Genomic DNA, 18,340 nt, shown 5'->3' on the forward strand with positions numbered 1-18,340 from the left:
AGTTTAATAATATGTAAATATAGTTGTCAAGACACCTGTAATAAACAGGAGGAATGAAATAATGGTAAAAGCGGAAATCATCGTGATAGGCAGCGGGATTGCTGCCTTGAAAACGGCATTGGAAGCAAGTGAACATAAGCATGTGATACTCATCACAAAATCAGATATCCGTGATAGTAATTCCTATTTGGCTCAAGGTGGGATTGCTGCTGCAATATCTGATCGTGACACAGTATCCTTTCATAAAGAAGATACGCTGACGGCAGGACAGCGATATAACAAGGTGAAGGTAGTGGAAAAACTCGTTGAAGAGGCCCCTTCGATTATAGCTGAACTTATTAGATCCGGTATGCAATTTGACCATGATCATGACGGCACTCTCATGCTTGGCATGGAGGGCGCCCATAGTGAAAGAAGAATCCTTCATAGTCACGGGGATGCTACCGGAAAGTATATCATGGAACATCTAATAGGGTGCTTGAAAAACTCATCGATTACTGTGATCGAGAATGTGGCTGCAGTTGAGTTGATCATCGGGGAAGATGATTCTTGCATAGGCATCAAAACTCTTGATAAGACAGGGGAGCTAGTAACCTATCATGCAGAACAAACGGTTTTGGCAACAGGCGGCTGTGGTTCCCTATACCATTTCACTTCAAATTCACAAACGGTTTCAGGGGATGGAATAGCACTTGCATTCAAGGCTGGGGCAAAAGTTCGTGACATGGAATTCATTCAGTTTCACCCGACACTGCTTTTTATAAATGGTAAAGCGGAAGGGCTGGTTTCAGAAGCGGTCCGCGGGGATGGTGCAAGATTAGTGACTGAAACGGGAAGGTCGATCATGGATGATGTCCATAGCATGAAAGATCTAGCTCCAAGGCATATTGTGGCACAGACGATTTTTTCTTATTTACAGCGCGGTGAAAAGGTATTTTTGGATATTTCGATGATTAAGGATTTTAAAAAACGTTTTCCGACTGTGAGCTCATTATGTGAAAAAAGTGGGCTTGACCTTCAATTCGGGAAAATTCCTGTTGCACCTGGAAACCATTTTCTAATGGGGGGGATTGAAGTGGATGAATGGGGGCAAACCTCTGTACCCTCTCTGTATGCAGTTGGAGAAGTGGCATGCACTGGTGTACATGGGGCGAACCGGTTGGCAAGCAACTCCCTTCTCGAGGGTCTGGTTTTTGGCAATACGCTTGGTCAGCTGCTTGCTAACATGCCAGCAAGGTCGATACCGGAAGAAAAAGAGCTGTCCAAAAGTTCCTGTCAATTTACCTTTTTACCTGATTTCACGACATTGCAGGAAAAATTAATGAGTGAAGCGGGAATCGTTCGAAATGAAGCGGGTTTAACGCGACTGAAGGATTATCTAGAGACATTTAATATCGAAGAATTGCTGCAAATGGAAGTAACTGCATTATCGATAAAAGAAATAACGAAAATCAATGCCATAATCGTGGCGTGGCTGATTGCCGAATCTGCATTGACCAGAACGGAAAGCAGGGGCGGTCATTTCCGCAGTGACTATCCAAGCGAAGATGACTCCCAATGGCTTCAAAATTCGGTTATCCTTGCTCGCACGGATGTGAAAAATCGAGTGAAAGGGAGACGACTAGATGAATATATTGAAGCTTAAGCAGATGCTGCAACAATTTTTAATGGAAGATATAGGTGAATGCGATGTAACGAGTGATACGATTTTTGATCAAGGTGAACAAGGGACCTTGACATTCATCGCAAAAGAAGGCGGGGTCTTTAGTGGAGGTGACGTCATCAAGACGGGGTTTGCATTGTTGGATGAACAAATCGAGGTTTTCCTTTTTGTTCAAGATGGCGAAGTTTTTGCAGAAGGACAGCAGCTTGCAAAAATGACCGGCGATATGGCCTCTCTTTTAAAAGGGGAACGGGTGGTTTTGAATTTAGTGCAGCGTATGTCCGGCATTGCGACACAGGCTCATAAAGCTACCATGATTTTAGCGGGGACGAAGACGAGAGCTTGTGATACGAGGAAAACTACTCCGGGCCTGCGGATGCTTGAAAAATATGCGGTCCGTTCCGGCGGTGCATTCAATCATCGATATGGTCTGTATGATGCCGTGATGATAAAGGACAACCATATTTCTTTCGCTGGGTCCATAACTAAAGCGGTTCAAACGGTAAAATCCAAGCTGGGACATACCACTAAAGTGGAAGTGGAAACGGAAACAATCGAACAGGTGCTTGAAGCAGTGGAAGCCGGTGCCGATATCATCATGTTCGATAACCGGAGCCCCGAAGAAATTAAGCAAATGGTCAAATTGGTTCCTGCCCACATCATAACTGAAGCTTCTGGAGGAATCCATTTAGGCAATCTAGCTTCATATCGGGAAACAGGGGTTGATTATATATCGTTGGGCAGCCTGACACACAGTGTCAAGGCACTTGATATTAGCGCAAAGGTCAAAGAACGTGAGGGGATAATGAAATGAACATATTGGAGATGGCTAGCACAGCAGGAAATGTATTGCCTGAAAAGTATAAAACGATGACAAAGGAAGATATGGAGAATCGGGTTCATGACATTAAGAAACGGTTGGGGAACCGTCTTTATATCCCAGGTCATCATTATCAACGGGAGGAAGTCATTCAATTTTCGGATGTAACGGGAGATTCACTTCAATTGGCCCAACTTTCCGCGCAAAATCGCGAAGCGGATTATATCGTGTTTTGTGGCGTGCATTTCATGGCTGAAACAGCAGATATTTTGACAGAGGAAAGGCAGACCGTTATCCTTCCTGACATGCGTGCAGGCTGTTCCATGGCAGATATGGCGGATATTGAACAAACGGAACGGGCCTGGACAAAGCTTCAGGATTTATTTGGCGATACGATCCTTCCGCTTACTTATGTTAATTCGACTGCGGCCATCAAAGCATTTGTAGGGAAAAATGGCGGGGCGACGGTGACTTCTTCAAATGCACAAGGGATGGTCTCATGGGCCCTCTCGCAAAAAGAACGGATCCTTTTTCTTCCCGATCAGCATCTTGGGAGGAATACAGCCTTTGACCTTGGCATTCCATTGAATGAAATGGCTGTCTGGGATCCTCATAAAGACGAATTGATCTATGAAGGAGAACTCGAAGATCTGAAGGTACTTCTTTGGAAAGGTCATTGTTCGGTGCATGAAAATTTCACTACGTCGAATATTGAAACGCTTCGGGCGGAGCAGCCCGAAATGAATATCATCGTCCATCCCGAATGTCGCCGTGAGGTAGTCGCCGATTCAGATTATGCGGGTTCGACATCGTACATCATAAATATGATCGAAAAGGCTGAACCAGGTAGTTCTTGGGCAATCGGCACGGAAATGAACCTTGTTAAGCGACTTATCGCCAATAATCCTGACAAGAACATCATCTCGTTAAATCCGAATATGTGCCCATGTCTTACGATGAACCGGATTGACCTGCCACATCTGCTTTGGGCGCTTGAATCAATTGAAGAAGGTATAATCATTAATCCGATAAAAGTGGAGAAGAGCATTGCGGATAATGCCATCCTAGCTTTAAACAGAATGCTGGAACGCGTTTGAGTTAGTCTTTTCAATGTTATGGACCCAAGAAAAAAGAGGGGACAGGAACCAATGGGGAATGGAATGGTCTCATCCCCAATCCCTTTCACGATTTTATCAAGGGAATTATTGCCATGATTTTAAAACAAGACCTAGTTATCCTCATGTATTTTTACTGTTTTATATAACTGAAAACTCACTGGATTGAAGAAATTCGCGGCACTCCTGCCGAATAATTGGCTAGCTGAGACCCTACAGACGCTTGGCAGACAGTCGGTGGAAAGGGAGCGGATTTCTGAAATCAACTGCCATTTTTAAAATAAAAAACTGCAAGCAAACTCGCTTTTCTTCGAATTTGTCTACAGTCTGAAAGGGGGCCAAGACCCCCTATTTCTTATGTAATCGAAACATGTAAGAACTTTTAAAGATTACTCGCTTTAAAAGTATTGCCTTCATTCATATCACCGGATTTAAATCCTTTATTGAACCACCGTTTCCTCTGTTCGGAGGTACCGTGCGTAAAGCTGTCTGGAACCACGTACCCTTGAGCCTTTTTTTGGATACGGTCATCTCCCACACCACTTGCTGCATTCATGGCCTCCTCAAGATCGCCTTCTTCAAGCAAATTCTCTCCCTGGACATGATGTGCCCAAACTCCAGCCAAATAATCGGCCTGTAATTCAAGTCGGACAGAATACTTATTATATTCGGTCTCGCTGACCTTTGAACGATCGGGCATTGCCATTTCCGTTGTCCCTAAAAGTGTCTGAACGTGATGTCCGACTTCGTGGGCAATGACATAGGCCATGGCGAAATCCCCGGGTGCCTGGAATTCTTGCTTCAACTCTTGATAAAAGCTGAGATCAATATATAGTTTCATGTCACCTGGACAATAAAATGGCCCAACGGATGAACCTGCCAACCCGCATGCCGATTCGACACTTCCTGAGTATAGGACAAGTTTCGGTTCCTTATATTCCAAGCCATTTTTACGGAATTCATCTGTCCAGACCTGCTCCGTATCTGCAAGGACGACAGATACGAACTGCGCAAGTTCCTTCTCTTCATCGGTTTCCACATAAGTACTGCCGTTGTCCGAATCAGTGGAGTTCAAGCTGCCTAGCAATTCGCTGGGATTACCGCCAAGGAGCGTCACGATCAGGATGATTACCAATCCAACCCCTCCGCCGATCCCAGCCATACCCTTGCCGCTCATCCCTCTTTTGTCCTCGACATTCGAGCTGCCTTGCCTTCCTTTCCATTTCATTATTATTCCTCCCAGAATGTAAGATAAGTGCCTGAAGACAAAGCCTTAGGTCATTTTCTTTCTTATACCCGGATTTCCATGAGTTTAGACAGGAGCTTGAAAGAAGCGTTTCATTCATAATGGCTTCCTAACCTAAAAAAACCACTGTCTCCTTTTCTTGGGATGTATGCAATGGTTCATTTTTAATTATATATTCTTACTCGATCAATCAACCAGAATGGGTTCCAAAGTGGTGGTTCCGAGATGGCATATCGAATATTTCCTCTCTAAAAAAACACCTTTCATGTCCATAAATCATTGATCCAATCATAAAAGTCCTTTTTCAAGCATAAGTTTTCATGATAAAAATAATAGCAATTCACCCACTGCATCATAGAATATATGGACATATGCACAGGAGGGGTTAACAGCGTGAAAATTCATATAGTCCAAAAAGGCGATACACTTTGGAAACTCGCCAAAAAATACGGCGTCAGTTTTGAAGAACTTAAAAAAGTTAACGCGCAATTGAGCAACCCGGATATGATGATGCCCGGAATGAAAATTAAAATACCAGGGACATCCGGAGCTGTAATAAAAGAAACGGCTACACCAAACGTGAATATTCAACCGGGAATGAAAGAATCCCAAGTTCAACCGTATCAGGCTCAGCCTGCACTTATGAAAGAGCAGCCAATCATGCAAAAACAGCCGGTCAAAGAACAGCCGGTCAAAGAGCAGCCGAAATTTCAGCAGCCAATGAAAGAGCAGCCGAAGATTCAACAGCCGGTCAAAGAGCAGCCGAAATTTCAGCAGCCAGTGAAAGAGCAGCCGAAGATTCAACAGCCGGTCAAAGAGCAGCCGAAATTTCAGCAGCCAGTTAAGAAAGAGCAGCCGAAATTTCAGCAGCCAGTTAAGAAAGAGCAGCCGAAATTTCAGCAGCCAGTAAAAGAGCAGCCGAAATTTCAACAGCCAGTTAAGAAAGAACAGCAAATCGTTCAGCCAAAGCCAATAAAAGGAAAGGAAATGATCGTTCCAAAAGAAGTACCGGTACCCATGCCGGTGATTCCGGAAGTTGATATCAATAATTATTATATGGTCAACATGACCAATATGAGTGTGCAAAAGCCTCCTGCACCGCCACCTTTACCAAAGAAAAAGGAAGAGCCGGCAGTCACTAAAAAGAAGAAGAAAAAGCCAGCTGTTCAGCCAGTTCAGGAAGAGCCAGTGGATGATTGTATTCCAGTAACGCCAATCATGCCTGGAAGTGGTTATTGTATTCAGCCGCCACCGTGGGCGCATATGCACATGCAAGGGATGCAAGCCCCATATCAAGACGCTCAAGGGTATCAGGCGGCTCAGGAACCACAAGGTTATTACATGATGGAAGAAAGCTCTGATTTTTGGGAAGAATCTCCTGACATGCAAACGATGGGTCAAGGATTCGTTCAAGGAGCAAGTATGAATCCACCAAGCCAGCAACATTATCCATATCAAGCCTCAGCACCCGTTCCGCACCATTTCTATGGGGGGATGAATCAACAGGCTCAAGTAGCAGGTTCATATATGCAACAAGATTATGAGTCACCAGCCGAATCGCCATCTTCATACAATAACAATAACTACCCTCAGCAGTATGCCCAGACTGCTGGTGAAGAAGATTGCGGTTGTAATAAGGGGCTACTTGGAACCTATGGGCCGGAAGTGAAGGGGCAGTATCAAGCAAACAAAAAAATGGATTCCAATCCAAAACTTCATCCAGATTATCACCAATATCAATCCGTACAATCACAGCAGCAACATCAAGGGCAGTATCCAGGGGTACCAGCTAAAGAGTCTCAGATGGGAAAAGAGATGCAATATCAATATGAATCAGAGTCAGCAGAATCGCCTCAAGCGCAACCATATGAAGGATTCATGATGATGGGCGGTCAAAACGGAGGCCAGCCGGGCATGATGATGGGTGGTCAAAATGGAGGCCAGCCGGGCATGATGATGGGCGGTCAAAACGGAGGCCAGCCGGGCATGATGATAGGCGGTCAAAATGGAGATCAGCCAGGCATGATGATGGGCGGTCAAAATGGAGGTCCTCCAGGCATGATGACGGGCGGTCAAAATGGAGGTCCTCCGGGCATGATGATGGGTAGCCAAAATGGAGGCCCTCCAGGCATGATGATGGGCGGTCAAAACGGAGGCCAGCCGGGCATGATGATGGGCGGTCAAAACGGAGGCCCTCCAGGCATGATGATGGGCGGTCAAAACGGAGGCCCTCCAGGCATGATGATGGGCGGTCAAAACGGAGGCCCTCCAGGCATGATGATGGGCGGCCAAAACGGAGGCCCTCCAGGCATGATGATGGGCGGTCAAAATGGAGGCCCTCCAGGCATGATGATGGGCGGTCAAAATGGAGGCCAGCCGGGCATGATGATGGGTAGCCAAAATGGAGGTCCTCCAGGCATGATGACGGGCGGCCAAAATGGAGGTCCTCCAGGCATGATGATGGGCGGTCAAAATGGAGGTCCTCCAGGCATGATGATGGGCGGTCAAAATGGAGGCCCTCCAGGCATGATGATGGGTGGCCAAAATGGAGGCCAGCCGGGCATGATGATGGGCGGCCAAAACGGAGGTCAACTGGATATGATGGGTGGCCAAAATGGAGGCCCTCCAGGCATGATGATGGGCGGCCAAAACGGAGGTCAACCGGATATGATGGGTGGCCAAAGTGGAGGCCCTCCAGGCATGATGATGGGTGGCCAAAATGGAGGTCAACCGGATATGATGGGTGGCCAAAGTGGAGGCCCTCCAGGCATGATGATGGGTGGCCAAAATGGAGGTCAACCGGATATGATGGGCGGTCAAAACGGAGGTCTACCAGGCATGATGGGTGGTCAAAACGGAAGTCAGCCGTGGATGATGGGTGGTCAAAACGGAAGTCAGCCGTGGATGATGGGTGGTCAAAACGGAAGCCAGCCGTGGATGATGGGCAGTCAAAACGGAAGTCAGCGGAGCATGATGCCGGGACAGTTTGGCGGTCACCCGGAAGCTATGTTACCTGGACAAATGGGAGGCCAGCCTGGCCAATTCGGGGGCGTTCGTGCGCCTGAAACATTTGGGATACCGACATATGTAGATGAAAGCGATGACTACTAATTATCAAGGAGACAGTGTTTTTAACACTCGTCTCCTCTCTTATTTAAATCGTAAGCCAAAGAATGTCCAACATCTTCAAAGTAGTGTCTATTTAATAACTTTTGACAAGGGCCACCCAATAATCCTTAAAGGATTCGACAGTTTTGAAAAATGGGATCGGCAAAGAGAATTGACTACTTTGTTAAAACAAAAGGGATTCCATCAAACTTATTATATTCATCAGAATTTAATGCCCTTTCAATTTAAAGGGAAATGGTATGGCAGCATGGACTATTTCCAGCCGAATAAGAAAAAATTTCGATTTTCCAATCATAAAGACCGATTGGAGGGGATTCAGTTACTGGAAAGCTTTCATGATGTGTCGGAACACCTCTCCATTAACGCACCTGTTTTCAATCAATCAAAAAAATGGAAAGAGCGTTTATCACTATTTAAAAAGAACTTTTCTTATGTTCGCCAATATGTTTCCGAAGATACAATAAAAGAATGGATTAGATGGGGTGAGTGGGCACTAGAGGGTTTTGAAAAAAATCAATCTTTATGGAATGAAGAAAAGAAAGTCATCATCCATGGTGATTGTGCCCACCATAATTTCTTGCGGAGAGCAGACGGCACATTGACCTTAATCGATTTTGACCTAATGGCAAGTGCTCCAAGGTGCATTGACTATTTACAGTATGCGAATCGAATTTCGCATCATTTGGAAGATGCAGCCACTACGCTGTGGGAAGTGCCGCAATTGCAAAGGTATCAATCAGACCTGGCCTTTTTATATGCTTTAACTTATCCAACGGATATTTTCCGTGAATGGAATCGCCTTAATAAAAGTTCTTCCCAGCTTCATTCGGTCTGGAAAATGACTGTGGAAGGTTTTTCGGAGCGGATGCAGATGAATGAAAAATTGGAGAAAAAGATTTCTTCCCTAAATAGGAAATAAAACGGGCTTTTGGCCGTAACTTTACAGAGTACATTTCCCGTTCGACACCCATGCTAATTATGAGCGGAATATAGCTCATTCTATCGCAATGGGAGGGTTATTGGTGCAGAAAATAAAATGGGCACTGCCGCTTTACACGGTATTAGCCGCCGTCAGTTTGGTTGGATGTGCTAATAATGATACAGCGGAGAACGAAAATATCACGAATGATACAGGGTACCATTCAACTGAAAAAGATGTATTGGTACGAAACATCAATTATCGGAATATGGCCCAAGGTCTATACGATAAAGATGATGCGTACAGTGAACGTGACCGTAATTACCATGGCCATGAAAGTAAACCGCTTAGGGCACGATCATCTTATTATAATTCTTATGAAGGCACTTTAGCTGACAAAGTTAATGGGGTCGCCAATGAAGTGGGGTCGGTCACCGATGCCAGGACAATCATCATGAAAGACGAAATGCTGGTTGCCTTGCTGCTTGACGACTACAGTCAAGCAAAAGATGTTAAAGAAAGGATCAAGAAGGAAATCGGCCCCCTTTCTAATGGTCGAACCATACATGTCACCACCGATGAAGGTGTTTATTTTAGGACGATGACACTTGATAACAATCTTCGTGATGGCGATACGAGGGAAATGGTCATTCAGGATGCCAATGACATGTTCGATAACCTTAACATTCACGAAGACCACTTAAAGTAATTCGTGAGCTGACCCGATCAGGAGTCAGCTCTTTTTGATTTTTTTCTGGTTAATAATCCTTATTTGGGGTCAAACTATTTAAAAAGTAAACGCCTTAAGAGGTGAGTAAATTGACTAATCAACTAAGAATCCAATTTTTCATGATCCTATTCATATTGCCATTTTGCTTAACCGTTTTTGCTGAAGAACCGGTTCAAAAGGAAAATGAACCAATTGAAAGGAAGGTCATCCTTCAGCGTATGTATCTGGATGGCGAGTTAAGTGAGGAGAAATTGACAGAAAAAATTTGGTCGATGGAAGACTTTTGGTCAAAATATCAAGGATGGAAAGTAGTCGATCAAAATGAAGAGCAGATTGTCCTTAAGAAAATAGAAAATGACATATCTCCGCTTTTAAAAGCGAATGGATACCTTGGGATGAGGGAAGATGGTACGTTATCCATTTTTATAGGAAGGCCGGAGCACGCCAAGATCATTCATACTTTCTACCAAATAGACGTTGGTAAACTTGAAGTATACAAGCAGGAGGAACTGCAAAAAGGGATACCGATCATGAATAAAGACCAATATAAACAGCTCATTAAAGAATATGAGCCATATTCGGTAAACTAGGATGGGATGATATCCCATCCTTCAGACTGTAAACAAACCCGATAATAAGGGAGTTTGTCTACAGTTTTTTTAGTATTTACAATTTGACCGTTGATTTCCACTGCAGGTACTCGCTTTCCGCGGGCGGTCCGGGAGCCTCCTCGGCGCTTTTACGCCTGTGGGGTCTCCCTTGGACGCGTATTTCCCGCAGGAGTCTCGCACCTTCCGTTTCAATCAACTTTTGTTTTAAGAATGATAGTAGCACCCGGAAATCCCTGTGAATAGACTTTGCCGATTATGAAATAACTTTTAATGAACAACCCTCCCTTTTTATGATAAAATGAGAGGTACAGCAAAATCAGGGAGAGAATTAATTTGTATGATTATATAAAAGGCAAGGTCGATTATATTGGACCTGAATACATAGTTGTGGAAAATGGGGGGATCGGATATCAAGTGATGACACCGAATCCTTTTATTTTTTCCGCTCAATACCAGAAAGAGATCCAAGTTTTTTTGTATCATTATGTGCGTGAGGATATGGCTGCATTTTACGGTTTCCAGACTCGTCAAGAAAAGGCATTATTCACAAAACTTTTGAATGTAACTGGAATCGGGCCGAAGGGTGCACTAGCCATATTAGCATCAGGCCAGGTTGATCAGGTGGTGCAGGCGATCGAAAATGAAGATGAGTCGTTCTTGGTGAAATTCCCGGGAGTCGGTAAGAAAACGGCACGGCAAATGATTCTCGATCTAAAAGGGAAACTTGAGAACATTATTCCGGATGCTTTTCCAAGCTTGTTTAACGAAGGCATCACGGCTGCACTCAGTCCAAATGGTTATTCGGAGGAATTGGATGAAGCCATTCTTGCCTTGAAGGCTCTTGGTTATTCTGAAAAGGAAATCCAAAAGGTTGCCAAGAAATTGCAGACGGAAGATATGACGACCGAGCAATATATTAAGAAAGCATTGCAAATGATGTTAAGATAAGGAGTGGCGCAATGGAGGAGAGAATATTCAATCAGGAAGCCGATTTGAACGAACTATCCTTTGAACAAAGCCTGCGGCCCCAAAACTTAAAGCAATATATTGGACAGGATAAAGTTAAAGCGAATTTGAGTGTTTACATTGAAGCGGCAAGGATGCGTGAAGAAACGCTCGATCATGTACTATTATATGGACCACCCGGTCTTGGAAAGACGACGCTTGCCGTCATCATCGCCAATGAAATGGGTGTCAATATCCGCACGACTTCCGGTCCCGCCATTGAGCGGCCGGGGGATCTGGCGGCCATTTTGAGTGCACTTGAACCCGGTGATGTATTATTCATTGATGAGATTCACCGTCTTCCTCGTGTTGTCGAAGAAGTGCTATATCCGGCTATGGAAGACTTCTGTCTGGATATTGTAGTCGGTAAGGGACCGGAAGCCCGTTCGATCAGAATCGACTTGCCGCCGTTCACCCTCGTGGGGGCCACGACACGTGCAGGCTCACTGTCTGCACCGCTCAGGGACCGTTTTGGCGTTTTGAGCCGTCTTGAATATTATACGGAAAACCATTTGACTGATATCATCATCCGTACATCAAGAATCATGGATACGGAAATGGATGATCAAGCAGCTAGCGAACTTGCTAGAAGGTCAAGGGGCACCCCGAGAATTGCTAATCGGCTATTACGGAGGGTCAGGGATTTCGCCCAAGTACGCGGTGATGGTACGATTACGGCCGAGCTTGCCGATTATGCGCTTGAATTAATGCAGGTCGACCGTTTAGGACTCGATCATATTGACCATAAATTACTTAAAGGGATCATTGAAAAATTCCGTGGTGGCCCCGTGGGTCTGGAAACGATTGCCGCAACGATTGGCGAAGAGGCACATACGATCGAAGATGTGTATGAACCATATCTGTTACAAGTCGGTTTTCTTCAGCGGACCCCTAGAGGCCGGATGGCAACACAGCTGGTTTATGAGCATTTCGGCATGGAGATGCCTGAATGATGAATATACCAAAAATGGTCATGATGCTTGGTGTGATTATATTCGTGATTGGTTTTGCGATGAAATACATTCATCTCGGCAAACTGCCGGGAGATATTTTGCTGAAAAAGGGGAATACGACGTTTTACTTTCCTATCGTCACATCAATCATCGTCAGTGTTGTGTTGTCCGCCATTTTTTATTTGATTGGCCGTTTTAAATAAATATTACAGCTTGAAAGACAGGTTAGGAAGTGGAACAGATGAAATTGGATATGTTTGATTTTCATTTACCGGAGGAATTGATTGCCCAAGTTCCTTTGGAGGATAGGGAAGCAAGTAGATTGATGGTGTTGGACAAAGGAACCGGTAAGCTCCAGCATGATGTATTCAGCCATATCACGGAATATATCAAGCCGGGAGATTGCTTGGTTTTGAATGATACGAAGGTGCTGCCGGCCCGACTGTACGGCAGTAAGGAAGAAACAGGTGCAAAAATCGAGGTATTGCTGCTTAAGCAAGAGCATGATGATGTATGGGAAACGCTTGTGAAGCCAGCCAAAAGGATTAGAGAAGGCTCGACAATCATTTTTGGCGATGGTAAGCTGAGTGCCGTCTGCACAGGTGTACTTGAGCATGGAGGCCGAATCCTTGAATTTAAATATGAAGGCATATTTTATGAAATACTAGAAAAGCTTGGCGAAATGCCATTACCTCCATATATCAAGGAACAACTCGACGATCAGGACCGTTATCAAACGGTATATGCACGTGAACGGGGATCTGCAGCGGCACCAACCGCAGGCCTGCATTTTACGGAGGATTTGCTCGAGAAACTTAAAGGGATGGGTGTCCACATCGCTTTCATCACGCTTCATGTAGGGCTTGGTACGTTCCGTCCAGTCAGTGTCGACGATATTGACAGCCACGAAATGCATTCGGAGTTTTATCAAATGACGGAAGGCACAGCCAGGTTACTGAATGATGTGAAAGAAAAAGGCGGGAAAATCATCACGGTCGGCACAACGTCCACAAGGACATTGGAAACGATTGCGTCCCGTAATGATGGGGTGTTCAAGGAAGAGAATGGCTGGACGAGCATCTTCATCTATCCTGGATATGAGTTCAAAGGGATCGATGCGATGATAACGAACTTCCATTTACCGAAATCGACTTTAATCATGCTTATTTCTGCACTTGCAGGCAGGGAGCATGTCCTTCATGCCTATGAAACGGCCGTGGAAGAAAAATATAGGTTCTTTAGTTTTGGAGATGCAATGTTAATTAAGTAATATAAGAGTGAGAAGCTCTTGAAGGGAGTTATTGCGTTGACTGCAATACGATATGAGTTAATCAAAACATGTAAACAGACAGGGGCACGGCTAGGCCGGGTTCATACGCCGCATGGTTCTTTTGACACGCCGGCATTCATGCCGGTTGGAACGATGGCTACTGTCAAAACGATGTCCCCGGAAGATTTGAAACAAATGGGGGCAGGCATCATCCTGAGCAATACGTACCACTTATGGCTGCGTCCGGGGCATGAAATCATCAAGGAAGCTGGCGGATTGCATAAGTTCATGAACTGGGATCGGGCGATCTTGACGGACTCTGGCGGCTTTCAAGTCTTCAGTTTGAGCGAGTTCCGTAAAATTGAAGAAGAGGGCGTACATTTTAGAAACCATCTGAATGGCGATAAATTATTTTTATCTCCGGAAAAAGCGATGGAAATACAAAATGCACTTGGCTCCGATATTATGATGGCATTCGATGAATGTCCGCCATTTCCGGCGACTGAAGAGTATATGAAGAAGTCGGTTGAACGGACATCACGCTGGGCAGAACGCTGTTTGAATGCCCATGAGCGTCCAAATGACCAAGGGCTGTTCGGGATCGTTCAAGGCGGGGAGTTTGAAAATCTTCGCAAACAAAGTGCAAAAGACCTTGTCTCCCTTGACTTCCCGGGTTATGCTATTGGAGGATTATCCGTAGGGGAACCGAAGGATATCATGAACCGCGTTCTTGAGTTTACAAGTCCGCTGCTGCCAACTGACAAACCGCGTTACCTGATGGGAGTCGGTTCGCCGGATTCATTGATCGATGGTGCACTCCGCGGAGTCGATATGTTTGACTGTGTATTGCCGACGCGAATTGCGCGTAATGGTACGCTGATGACGAGCAATGGGCGGCTGGTTGTGAAAAATGCGAAATATGCACGTGATTTTGGTCCAATCGATGAAAATTGCGATTGCCATGTTTGCAAGAATTATAGCCGGGCATATATCCGCCATTTGATTAAATGTGAAGAAACCTTTGGGATTCGTCTTACGACTTATCATAACCTTCATTTTCTGTTAAACTTGATGGAACAGGTCAGACAAGCTATTCGAGAAGATCGTCTTGGAGACTTTAGGGAAGAGTTTTTTGAGCAATATGGTTTCAATGAACCTAATGCGAGAAACTTCTAATTCCATAAATATTTTAATGTATGAAAGGAGTGAATTTTACAAATGGGTAATTTAACACAAATACTTCCGTTGATCTTAATGTTCGTATTGTTCTATTTCTTATTGATCCGTCCGCAGCAAAAACGCCAAAAGGCTACGCAAAACATGCAAAGCAGTTTGAAAAAAGGTGATAAAGTTGCTACTATCGGCGGCATGCACGGAACAATCGATGCGATCGATGAATTGCAAATCGTCATTAAATCACCAGACGGTACAAAACTAACTTTCGACCGTGCGGCAATCCGTGAAATTAAGGAAAGCGCACCAAATAAAGAAGCAACTTTATAAGACAAACGAAAACCGGGCCATGTGCCCGGTTTTTTGCTGTGCTTTTTTAATTGGTACGTTGTTCGGAACTCATGTTGACCCCAAGCACGCCACCCATCATGGCCGTAATGACAAAACAGCCATAGTATATCCATTGCTTGATGGTGAAGAGCGCATCGTGACCTAAATATTGAAATAGGAACACGACCAACAGATAAAGCAGCCCAGTACTACCGCCTAAGAATAGTCCTTGCTTTTTCCCTTTGCCTCCTGAGATGAATCCACCAATGAACAGTGATAAAAAGGACACGATCATGATCACGTATGTCAGGGATGATTCCGTCAGTGAAGTGAAACGTAGAAGGATGGAAACGATTAAACTTGCAATCATCACTATGGCAAAGATGGAGCCTACGCCATAAATTACGGCGACACTCATTTTTTTAGTTTCGATTGGTATTCCTCCTTTTTAAAAGGCTGATACGTATAGCCTGTTTATGTGTTTGTACAAGCATATTCCCCGTATCGAACCTTTAGACCAGGTTTAAGAAGCTTCCCGCAAAATTAGCAAAGATTATGGAGTAATTTTTCAGTTCCCAAGCCATGCTATGGATGAAGGAAGTGTTATTGAAGTGGATATCTATCTAGGGATTATTTTCCGAACGACGGTAATCTATCTAGTCATCTGGTTCCTTTTTAGAATGATGGGTAAGCGGGAAGTTGGGGAACTGAGCGTTCTTGATTTAGTGGTATCCATCATGATAGGGGACATTGCTGTGCTATCCTTTGAAGATTTGGAAAAACCGTTTATCCGACAGACTATCCCAATGTTTGTCCTTGCGATCCTCCAAATTACATTGGCATTTGCCTCATTGAAAAGTGTCAAATTTCGCTATTTCATGGACGGTAAGCCGCAGATCATCATTAATCAGGGGAAAATAGATGAAAAAGCGATGCGCAGACAACGATATAATTTTGATGACTTATTGACCCAGCTTCGTGAACAAGGAATTATTGATATGAACGAAGTTCAATTTGCCATCCTTGAAACTTCAGGAAGGCTCTCAGTGATTAAAAAATGCGACGAAGAAAGGTCGGAAAGTGAGGTACCATTTCCGCTAATTGTCGACGGAGAGATACAGGAAGAAAATCTTGATAAAATTGGGAAAAACCATTTTTGGCTCCGGCATCAGTTGAAAAAATTGGGAGAAACGAATATTAAAGAGATTTCGATTTGCGGGTACATAGATGGCCAATTTTACATTGATAAAAATGAAGTGAAGAAATGACCGAAGCCTTTGAATGCTTCGGTTCATTTTATTTCCAAGCCAATTTTGATAAAAAGCCTCCCACTACAGGTATCCGGATTAGATCCGCCTTTTTTATGCTGCCGGTCATGAGCAGGAAAAATGTGAACAGCAGGATAACGACCGTCACGGAAAGCAAAAGCCGTATGCCAAGAGGCTGTGAGGAGAGCGGGAATTGATAAAGATAATAACCGCCCCATCCGGAAATTAAAGCAAGGACCAAAGCTGACATATAGCTGCGGAAATGAAGCGTGAAAGGGACGACCTTCAGCACGGTTGAAAAATGCAGGAAGGTAACGAGCATCGTACCGACGGCTATCCCGATTGCGGCTCCCATGATCCCGAAGCTTTCCTTTGACGCCAGCAGCCAAATCACACCGATTTTAAGGATGTTCCCAGCCAGGCTGTTGAACATTGCGGCCTTTGCAAGATCCAGTGCTTGCAGCATGGATTGCAGCGGATATTGAAAGTAATAAAGGATGAAAAAAGGTGCCAGGAATTTAATGAAAACAGCAGCATGCGATGAGCCATACATGACTTGTAAAATCGGTTCGGCAAAGATAAACAGAATGACGATAGCTAAACAGCCAGTGATAAAGGTGATTTTCAGGGCCTGCTGAAGCCTGTGTTCAACGAGTAAAAAGTTTCCGGTCGTACGGGCTTCGCTCACTGCCGGGACAAGAGCCGTCGCCAAAGAGGATGTAACGAATGATGGAAGCATGAGTAAAGGCAGTGCGTATCCTGTTAACTCCCCGTATTGACTGGTGGCTGCACTTGCGGTGACGCCGGCGATTGCCAAACTCTGAGCGACCACTATCGGTTCGAAAAACCACGAAACTGATCCAATGATCCTGCTTCCGGTGGAAGGAAGGGCAATCCCCATCAATTCGGTGAGCGTTCCTTTTCCGGATTTGACATTCTTGAAGAAACCTTTCCGGAACTTAAAATGTTTCTTTAATTTAAAACTAGTCAATAAGTAGAAGAGAGATACAAGCTCTCCGATAATAGAAGCGAACATCGCCCCGGCTGCAGCGTATTCGATTCCATATGGTAAAAAGGCCTTCGTCAGGACGGCTATGAACGTGATTCGCGCCACCTGCTCGATAACTTGTGAGAAAGCGAAGGGCTTCATATTTTGCTTGCCTTGGAAATAACCGCGCAGTACGGATGAAATGGCGATGATCGGTACGATAGGAGCAATCGCCATGAGCGGCCATACCGTCCGTTCGTCAGTGAATAGATATTCTGAGAGCACCGGCGCGAAAAGCAGCATTGCGGGAGTGAAAATCATCGATAGCGTAAAGGTGCAGGCCAAAGAGACGACAAGGATTTTCTTTATTTTCCGTTCATCACCTCTGGCATTTGCCTCTGCCACGTATTTGGAAATGGCGATAGGCAGGCCTAACTGGGTAATGTTTACGACGAGAAATAGGGTCGGTAAAGCCATCATATATAAACCAACGCCCTCTTCGCCGATGAAGCGGGCGATGACAATGCGGTTAATGAAACCAAGAACCCTTGTTATCAGGCTTGCGATTAATAAAATCAGCGTCCCTTTTAAAAATTTGGACATTGAACTCCCTCCCTTCTCAAAAAAGCGGTTATGCTATACAATTATCTATATGCTTGTACTTGGACAAAGCATGACAAAAGTGTTTGTTTGCGTTCTAACAAATGATTGAAACCCTTCTAAGAAAATGCGCATTCATTTGAGAATCATTTTTACTGGAGGCAAAGTGATGGCGAAAAAGAATCATCCCTATCAAAGGTATTATCTAAAGGTACGCCCATTTTTGAAGAGCAAGCGTGAGGAATTCGAAATGGTCGGATTGAATGCCGTAACAGAGGAAGACATATGGGGAACCTTGACCAAAAATAAATGGAAGCGTCCGCAGGAAAACATTCACCTTCATGAACTTGTCGCAGATATCGTGACATTTTCAAGCAACCAGTTCATGACCTTCCAAATGGTCGAAGCATATAAATCACCAAACCTATTTGAGCCGCTTTCTGAAGAGGAACTGAAGGAACTTTTAAAAGAATGATGCAAAGATATACTTAAATTGACAGCTGTTTGTATATGACTCATA

17 protein-coding genes and 1 pseudogene are annotated in these 18,340 nt (G+C 44.5%); 15 read left to right on the top strand and 3 right to left on the bottom strand.

The annotated features are described in order from the left end of the window. The first annotated feature begins 61 nt into the window (after positions 1 to 61). From nadB to nadA, 3 genes are read left to right on the top strand one after another with little or no spacing between them, the layout of a single operon-like run. Positions 62 to 1,645, top strand: coding sequence for an L-aspartate oxidase (nadB, locus tag QUF94_RS08635; RefSeq protein ID WP_289315491.1), 1,584 nt, complete (start codon positions 62 to 64; stop codon positions 1,643 to 1,645). Beyond that, a complete protein-coding gene (gene nadC / locus QUF94_RS08640; protein WP_289315492.1) occupies positions 1,626 to 2,477 on the top strand; it encodes a carboxylating nicotinate-nucleotide diphosphorylase in 852 nt (283 codons plus the stop codon). Before nadB ends, nadC begins: the two co-directional genes overlap by 20 nt. Beyond that, on the top strand, positions 2,474 to 3,580 hold the full coding sequence (nadA, locus tag QUF94_RS08645; protein WP_289315493.1) for a quinolinate synthase NadA: 1,107 nt from the start codon (positions 2,474 to 2,476) through the stop codon (positions 3,578 to 3,580). The genes nadC and nadA overlap by 4 nt, the downstream gene beginning before the upstream one ends. Before the next feature lie 400 nt (positions 3,581 to 3,980). Here the strand turns inward: nadA and ypfJ are convergent, their stop codons facing one another. After that, positions 3,981 to 4,826, bottom strand: coding sequence for a KPN_02809 family neutral zinc metallopeptidase (ypfJ, locus tag QUF94_RS08650; RefSeq protein ID WP_289315494.1), 846 nt, complete (start codon positions 4,824 to 4,826; stop codon positions 3,981 to 3,983). 411 nt (positions 4,827 to 5,237) lie between these two features. Between ypfJ and safA the strand changes: the two are divergent. From safA to yajC, 10 genes and pseudogenes are all read left to right on the top strand, one after another. Next, positions 5,238 to 5,382, top strand: a pseudogene (gene safA / locus QUF94_RS29055) (SafA/ExsA family spore coat assembly protein); the annotation flags it as partial. A gap of 2,802 nt (positions 5,383 to 8,184) precedes the next feature. Beyond that, positions 8,185 to 8,892 carry a phosphotransferase gene (locus QUF94_RS08660; protein ID WP_289315496.1) on the top strand — a complete coding sequence of 236 codons (708 nt, stop codon included), beginning with the start codon at positions 8,185 to 8,187 and terminating at the stop codon, positions 8,890 to 8,892. Between the two features lie 103 nt (positions 8,893 to 8,995). Further along, on the top strand, positions 8,996 to 9,601 hold the full coding sequence (locus QUF94_RS08665; protein WP_289315497.1) for a YhcN/YlaJ family sporulation lipoprotein: 606 nt from the start codon (positions 8,996 to 8,998) through the stop codon (positions 9,599 to 9,601). A gap of 101 nt (positions 9,602 to 9,702) precedes the next feature. After that, positions 9,703 to 10,212 carry an intercompartmental signaling factor BofC gene (locus tag QUF94_RS08670; RefSeq protein ID WP_289315498.1) on the top strand — a complete coding sequence of 170 codons (510 nt, stop codon included), beginning with the start codon at positions 9,703 to 9,705 and terminating at the stop codon, positions 10,210 to 10,212. 354 nt (positions 10,213 to 10,566) lie between these two features. Beyond that, positions 10,567 to 11,181: a Holliday junction branch migration protein RuvA gene (ruvA, locus tag QUF94_RS08675; protein ID WP_289315499.1), complete on the top strand. Its 615-nt coding sequence runs from the start codon at positions 10,567 to 10,569 to the stop codon at positions 11,179 to 11,181. 11 nt (positions 11,182 to 11,192) lie between these two features. After that, a complete protein-coding gene (gene ruvB / locus QUF94_RS08680) occupies positions 11,193 to 12,191 on the top strand; it encodes a Holliday junction branch migration DNA helicase RuvB (RefSeq protein WP_289315500.1) in 999 nt (332 codons plus the stop codon). Then, positions 12,188 to 12,394 (top strand): DUF2905 domain-containing protein, encoded by a 207-nt coding sequence (locus QUF94_RS08685; protein ID WP_289315501.1) that lies wholly within the window; start codon positions 12,188 to 12,190, stop codon positions 12,392 to 12,394. Before ruvB ends, QUF94_RS08685 begins: the two co-directional genes overlap by 4 nt. 38 nt (positions 12,395 to 12,432) lie before the next feature. Next, entirely contained in the window at positions 12,433 to 13,461 is a 1,029-nt protein-coding gene (gene queA, locus QUF94_RS08690) for a tRNA preQ1(34) S-adenosylmethionine ribosyltransferase-isomerase QueA (protein ID WP_289315502.1), read from the top strand. A 36-nt stretch (positions 13,462 to 13,497) separates the two neighbouring features. Further along, the gene (tgt, locus tag QUF94_RS08695; protein WP_289315503.1) at positions 13,498 to 14,637 is read left to right on the top strand and encodes a tRNA guanosine(34) transglycosylase Tgt; all 1,140 of its coding nucleotides are present in this window, start codon (positions 13,498 to 13,500) and stop codon (positions 14,635 to 14,637) included. Positions 14,638 to 14,679: 42 nt separating this feature from the next. After that, positions 14,680 to 14,964: a preprotein translocase subunit YajC gene (yajC, locus tag QUF94_RS08700; protein WP_289315504.1), complete on the top strand. Its 285-nt coding sequence runs from the start codon at positions 14,680 to 14,682 to the stop codon at positions 14,962 to 14,964. A gap of 46 nt (positions 14,965 to 15,010) precedes the next feature. On the opposite strand, the gene QUF94_RS08705 is transcribed toward yajC, so the two are convergent. Next, positions 15,011 to 15,382, bottom strand: coding sequence for a TIGR04086 family membrane protein (locus QUF94_RS08705; RefSeq protein WP_289315505.1), 372 nt, complete (start codon positions 15,380 to 15,382; stop codon positions 15,011 to 15,013). 169 nt (positions 15,383 to 15,551) lie between these two features. Here QUF94_RS08705 and QUF94_RS08710 point away from each other — a divergent pair, with 169 nt between their 5' ends. Next, positions 15,552 to 16,232, top strand: a complete 681-nt coding sequence (locus QUF94_RS08710; RefSeq protein ID WP_289315506.1) for a DUF421 domain-containing protein — start codon at positions 15,552 to 15,554, stop codon at positions 16,230 to 16,232. Positions 16,233 to 16,260: 28 nt separating this feature from the next. Here the strand turns inward: QUF94_RS08710 and spoVB are convergent, their stop codons facing one another. Beyond that, a complete protein-coding gene (gene spoVB / locus QUF94_RS08715; RefSeq protein WP_289315507.1) occupies positions 16,261 to 17,823 on the bottom strand; it encodes a stage V sporulation protein B in 1,563 nt (520 codons plus the stop codon). Positions 17,824 to 17,989: 166 nt separating this feature from the next. On the opposite strand from spoVB, the gene QUF94_RS08720 reads away from it, so the two are divergent. Then, a complete protein-coding gene (locus QUF94_RS08720) occupies positions 17,990 to 18,295 on the top strand; it encodes a post-transcriptional regulator (RefSeq protein WP_289315508.1) in 306 nt (101 codons plus the stop codon). The last annotated feature ends 45 nt before the right edge of the window (positions 18,296 to 18,340 follow it).

The sequence above is a fragment of the Peribacillus sp. NJ4 genome (assembly GCF_030348345.1).
In the GTDB taxonomy this organism is placed as follows: domain Bacteria; phylum Bacillota; class Bacilli; order Bacillales; family DSM-1321; genus Peribacillus.

What these genes read in the sequence shown, in the direction of transcription:
- spoVB (WP_289315507.1), bottom strand. Translation starts at nt 17,823, where the DNA reads ATGTCCAAATTTTTAAAAGGGACGCTGATTTTATTAATCGCAAGCCTG.
- QUF94_RS08710 (WP_289315506.1), top strand. Translation starts at nt 15,552, where the DNA reads ATGGATGAAGGAAGTGTTATTGAAGTGGATATCTATCTAGGGATTATT.
- queA (WP_289315502.1), top strand. Translation starts at nt 12,433, where the DNA reads ATGAAATTGGATATGTTTGATTTTCATTTACCGGAGGAATTGATTGCC.
- yajC (WP_289315504.1), top strand. Translation starts at nt 14,680, where the DNA reads ATGGGTAATTTAACACAAATACTTCCGTTGATCTTAATGTTCGTATTG.
- QUF94_RS08660 (WP_289315496.1), top strand. Translation starts at nt 8,185, where the DNA reads ATGCCCTTTCAATTTAAAGGGAAATGGTATGGCAGCATGGACTATTTC.
- nadB (WP_289315491.1), top strand. Translation starts at nt 62, where the DNA reads ATGGTAAAAGCGGAAATCATCGTGATAGGCAGCGGGATTGCTGCCTTG.
- ruvB (WP_289315500.1), top strand. Translation starts at nt 11,193, where the DNA reads ATGGAGGAGAGAATATTCAATCAGGAAGCCGATTTGAACGAACTATCC.
- nadA (WP_289315493.1), top strand. Translation starts at nt 2,474, where the DNA reads ATGAACATATTGGAGATGGCTAGCACAGCAGGAAATGTATTGCCTGAA.
- QUF94_RS08720 (WP_289315508.1), top strand. Translation starts at nt 17,990, where the DNA reads ATGGCGAAAAAGAATCATCCCTATCAAAGGTATTATCTAAAGGTACGC.
- QUF94_RS08705 (WP_289315505.1), bottom strand. Translation starts at nt 15,382, where the DNA reads ATGAGTGTCGCCGTAATTTATGGCGTAGGCTCCATCTTTGCCATAGTG.
- nadC (WP_289315492.1), top strand. Translation starts at nt 1,626, where the DNA reads ATGAATATATTGAAGCTTAAGCAGATGCTGCAACAATTTTTAATGGAA.
- QUF94_RS08685 (WP_289315501.1), top strand. Translation starts at nt 12,188, where the DNA reads ATGATGAATATACCAAAAATGGTCATGATGCTTGGTGTGATTATATTC.
- ypfJ (WP_289315494.1), bottom strand. Translation starts at nt 4,826, where the DNA reads ATGAAATGGAAAGGAAGGCAAGGCAGCTCGAATGTCGAGGACAAAAGA.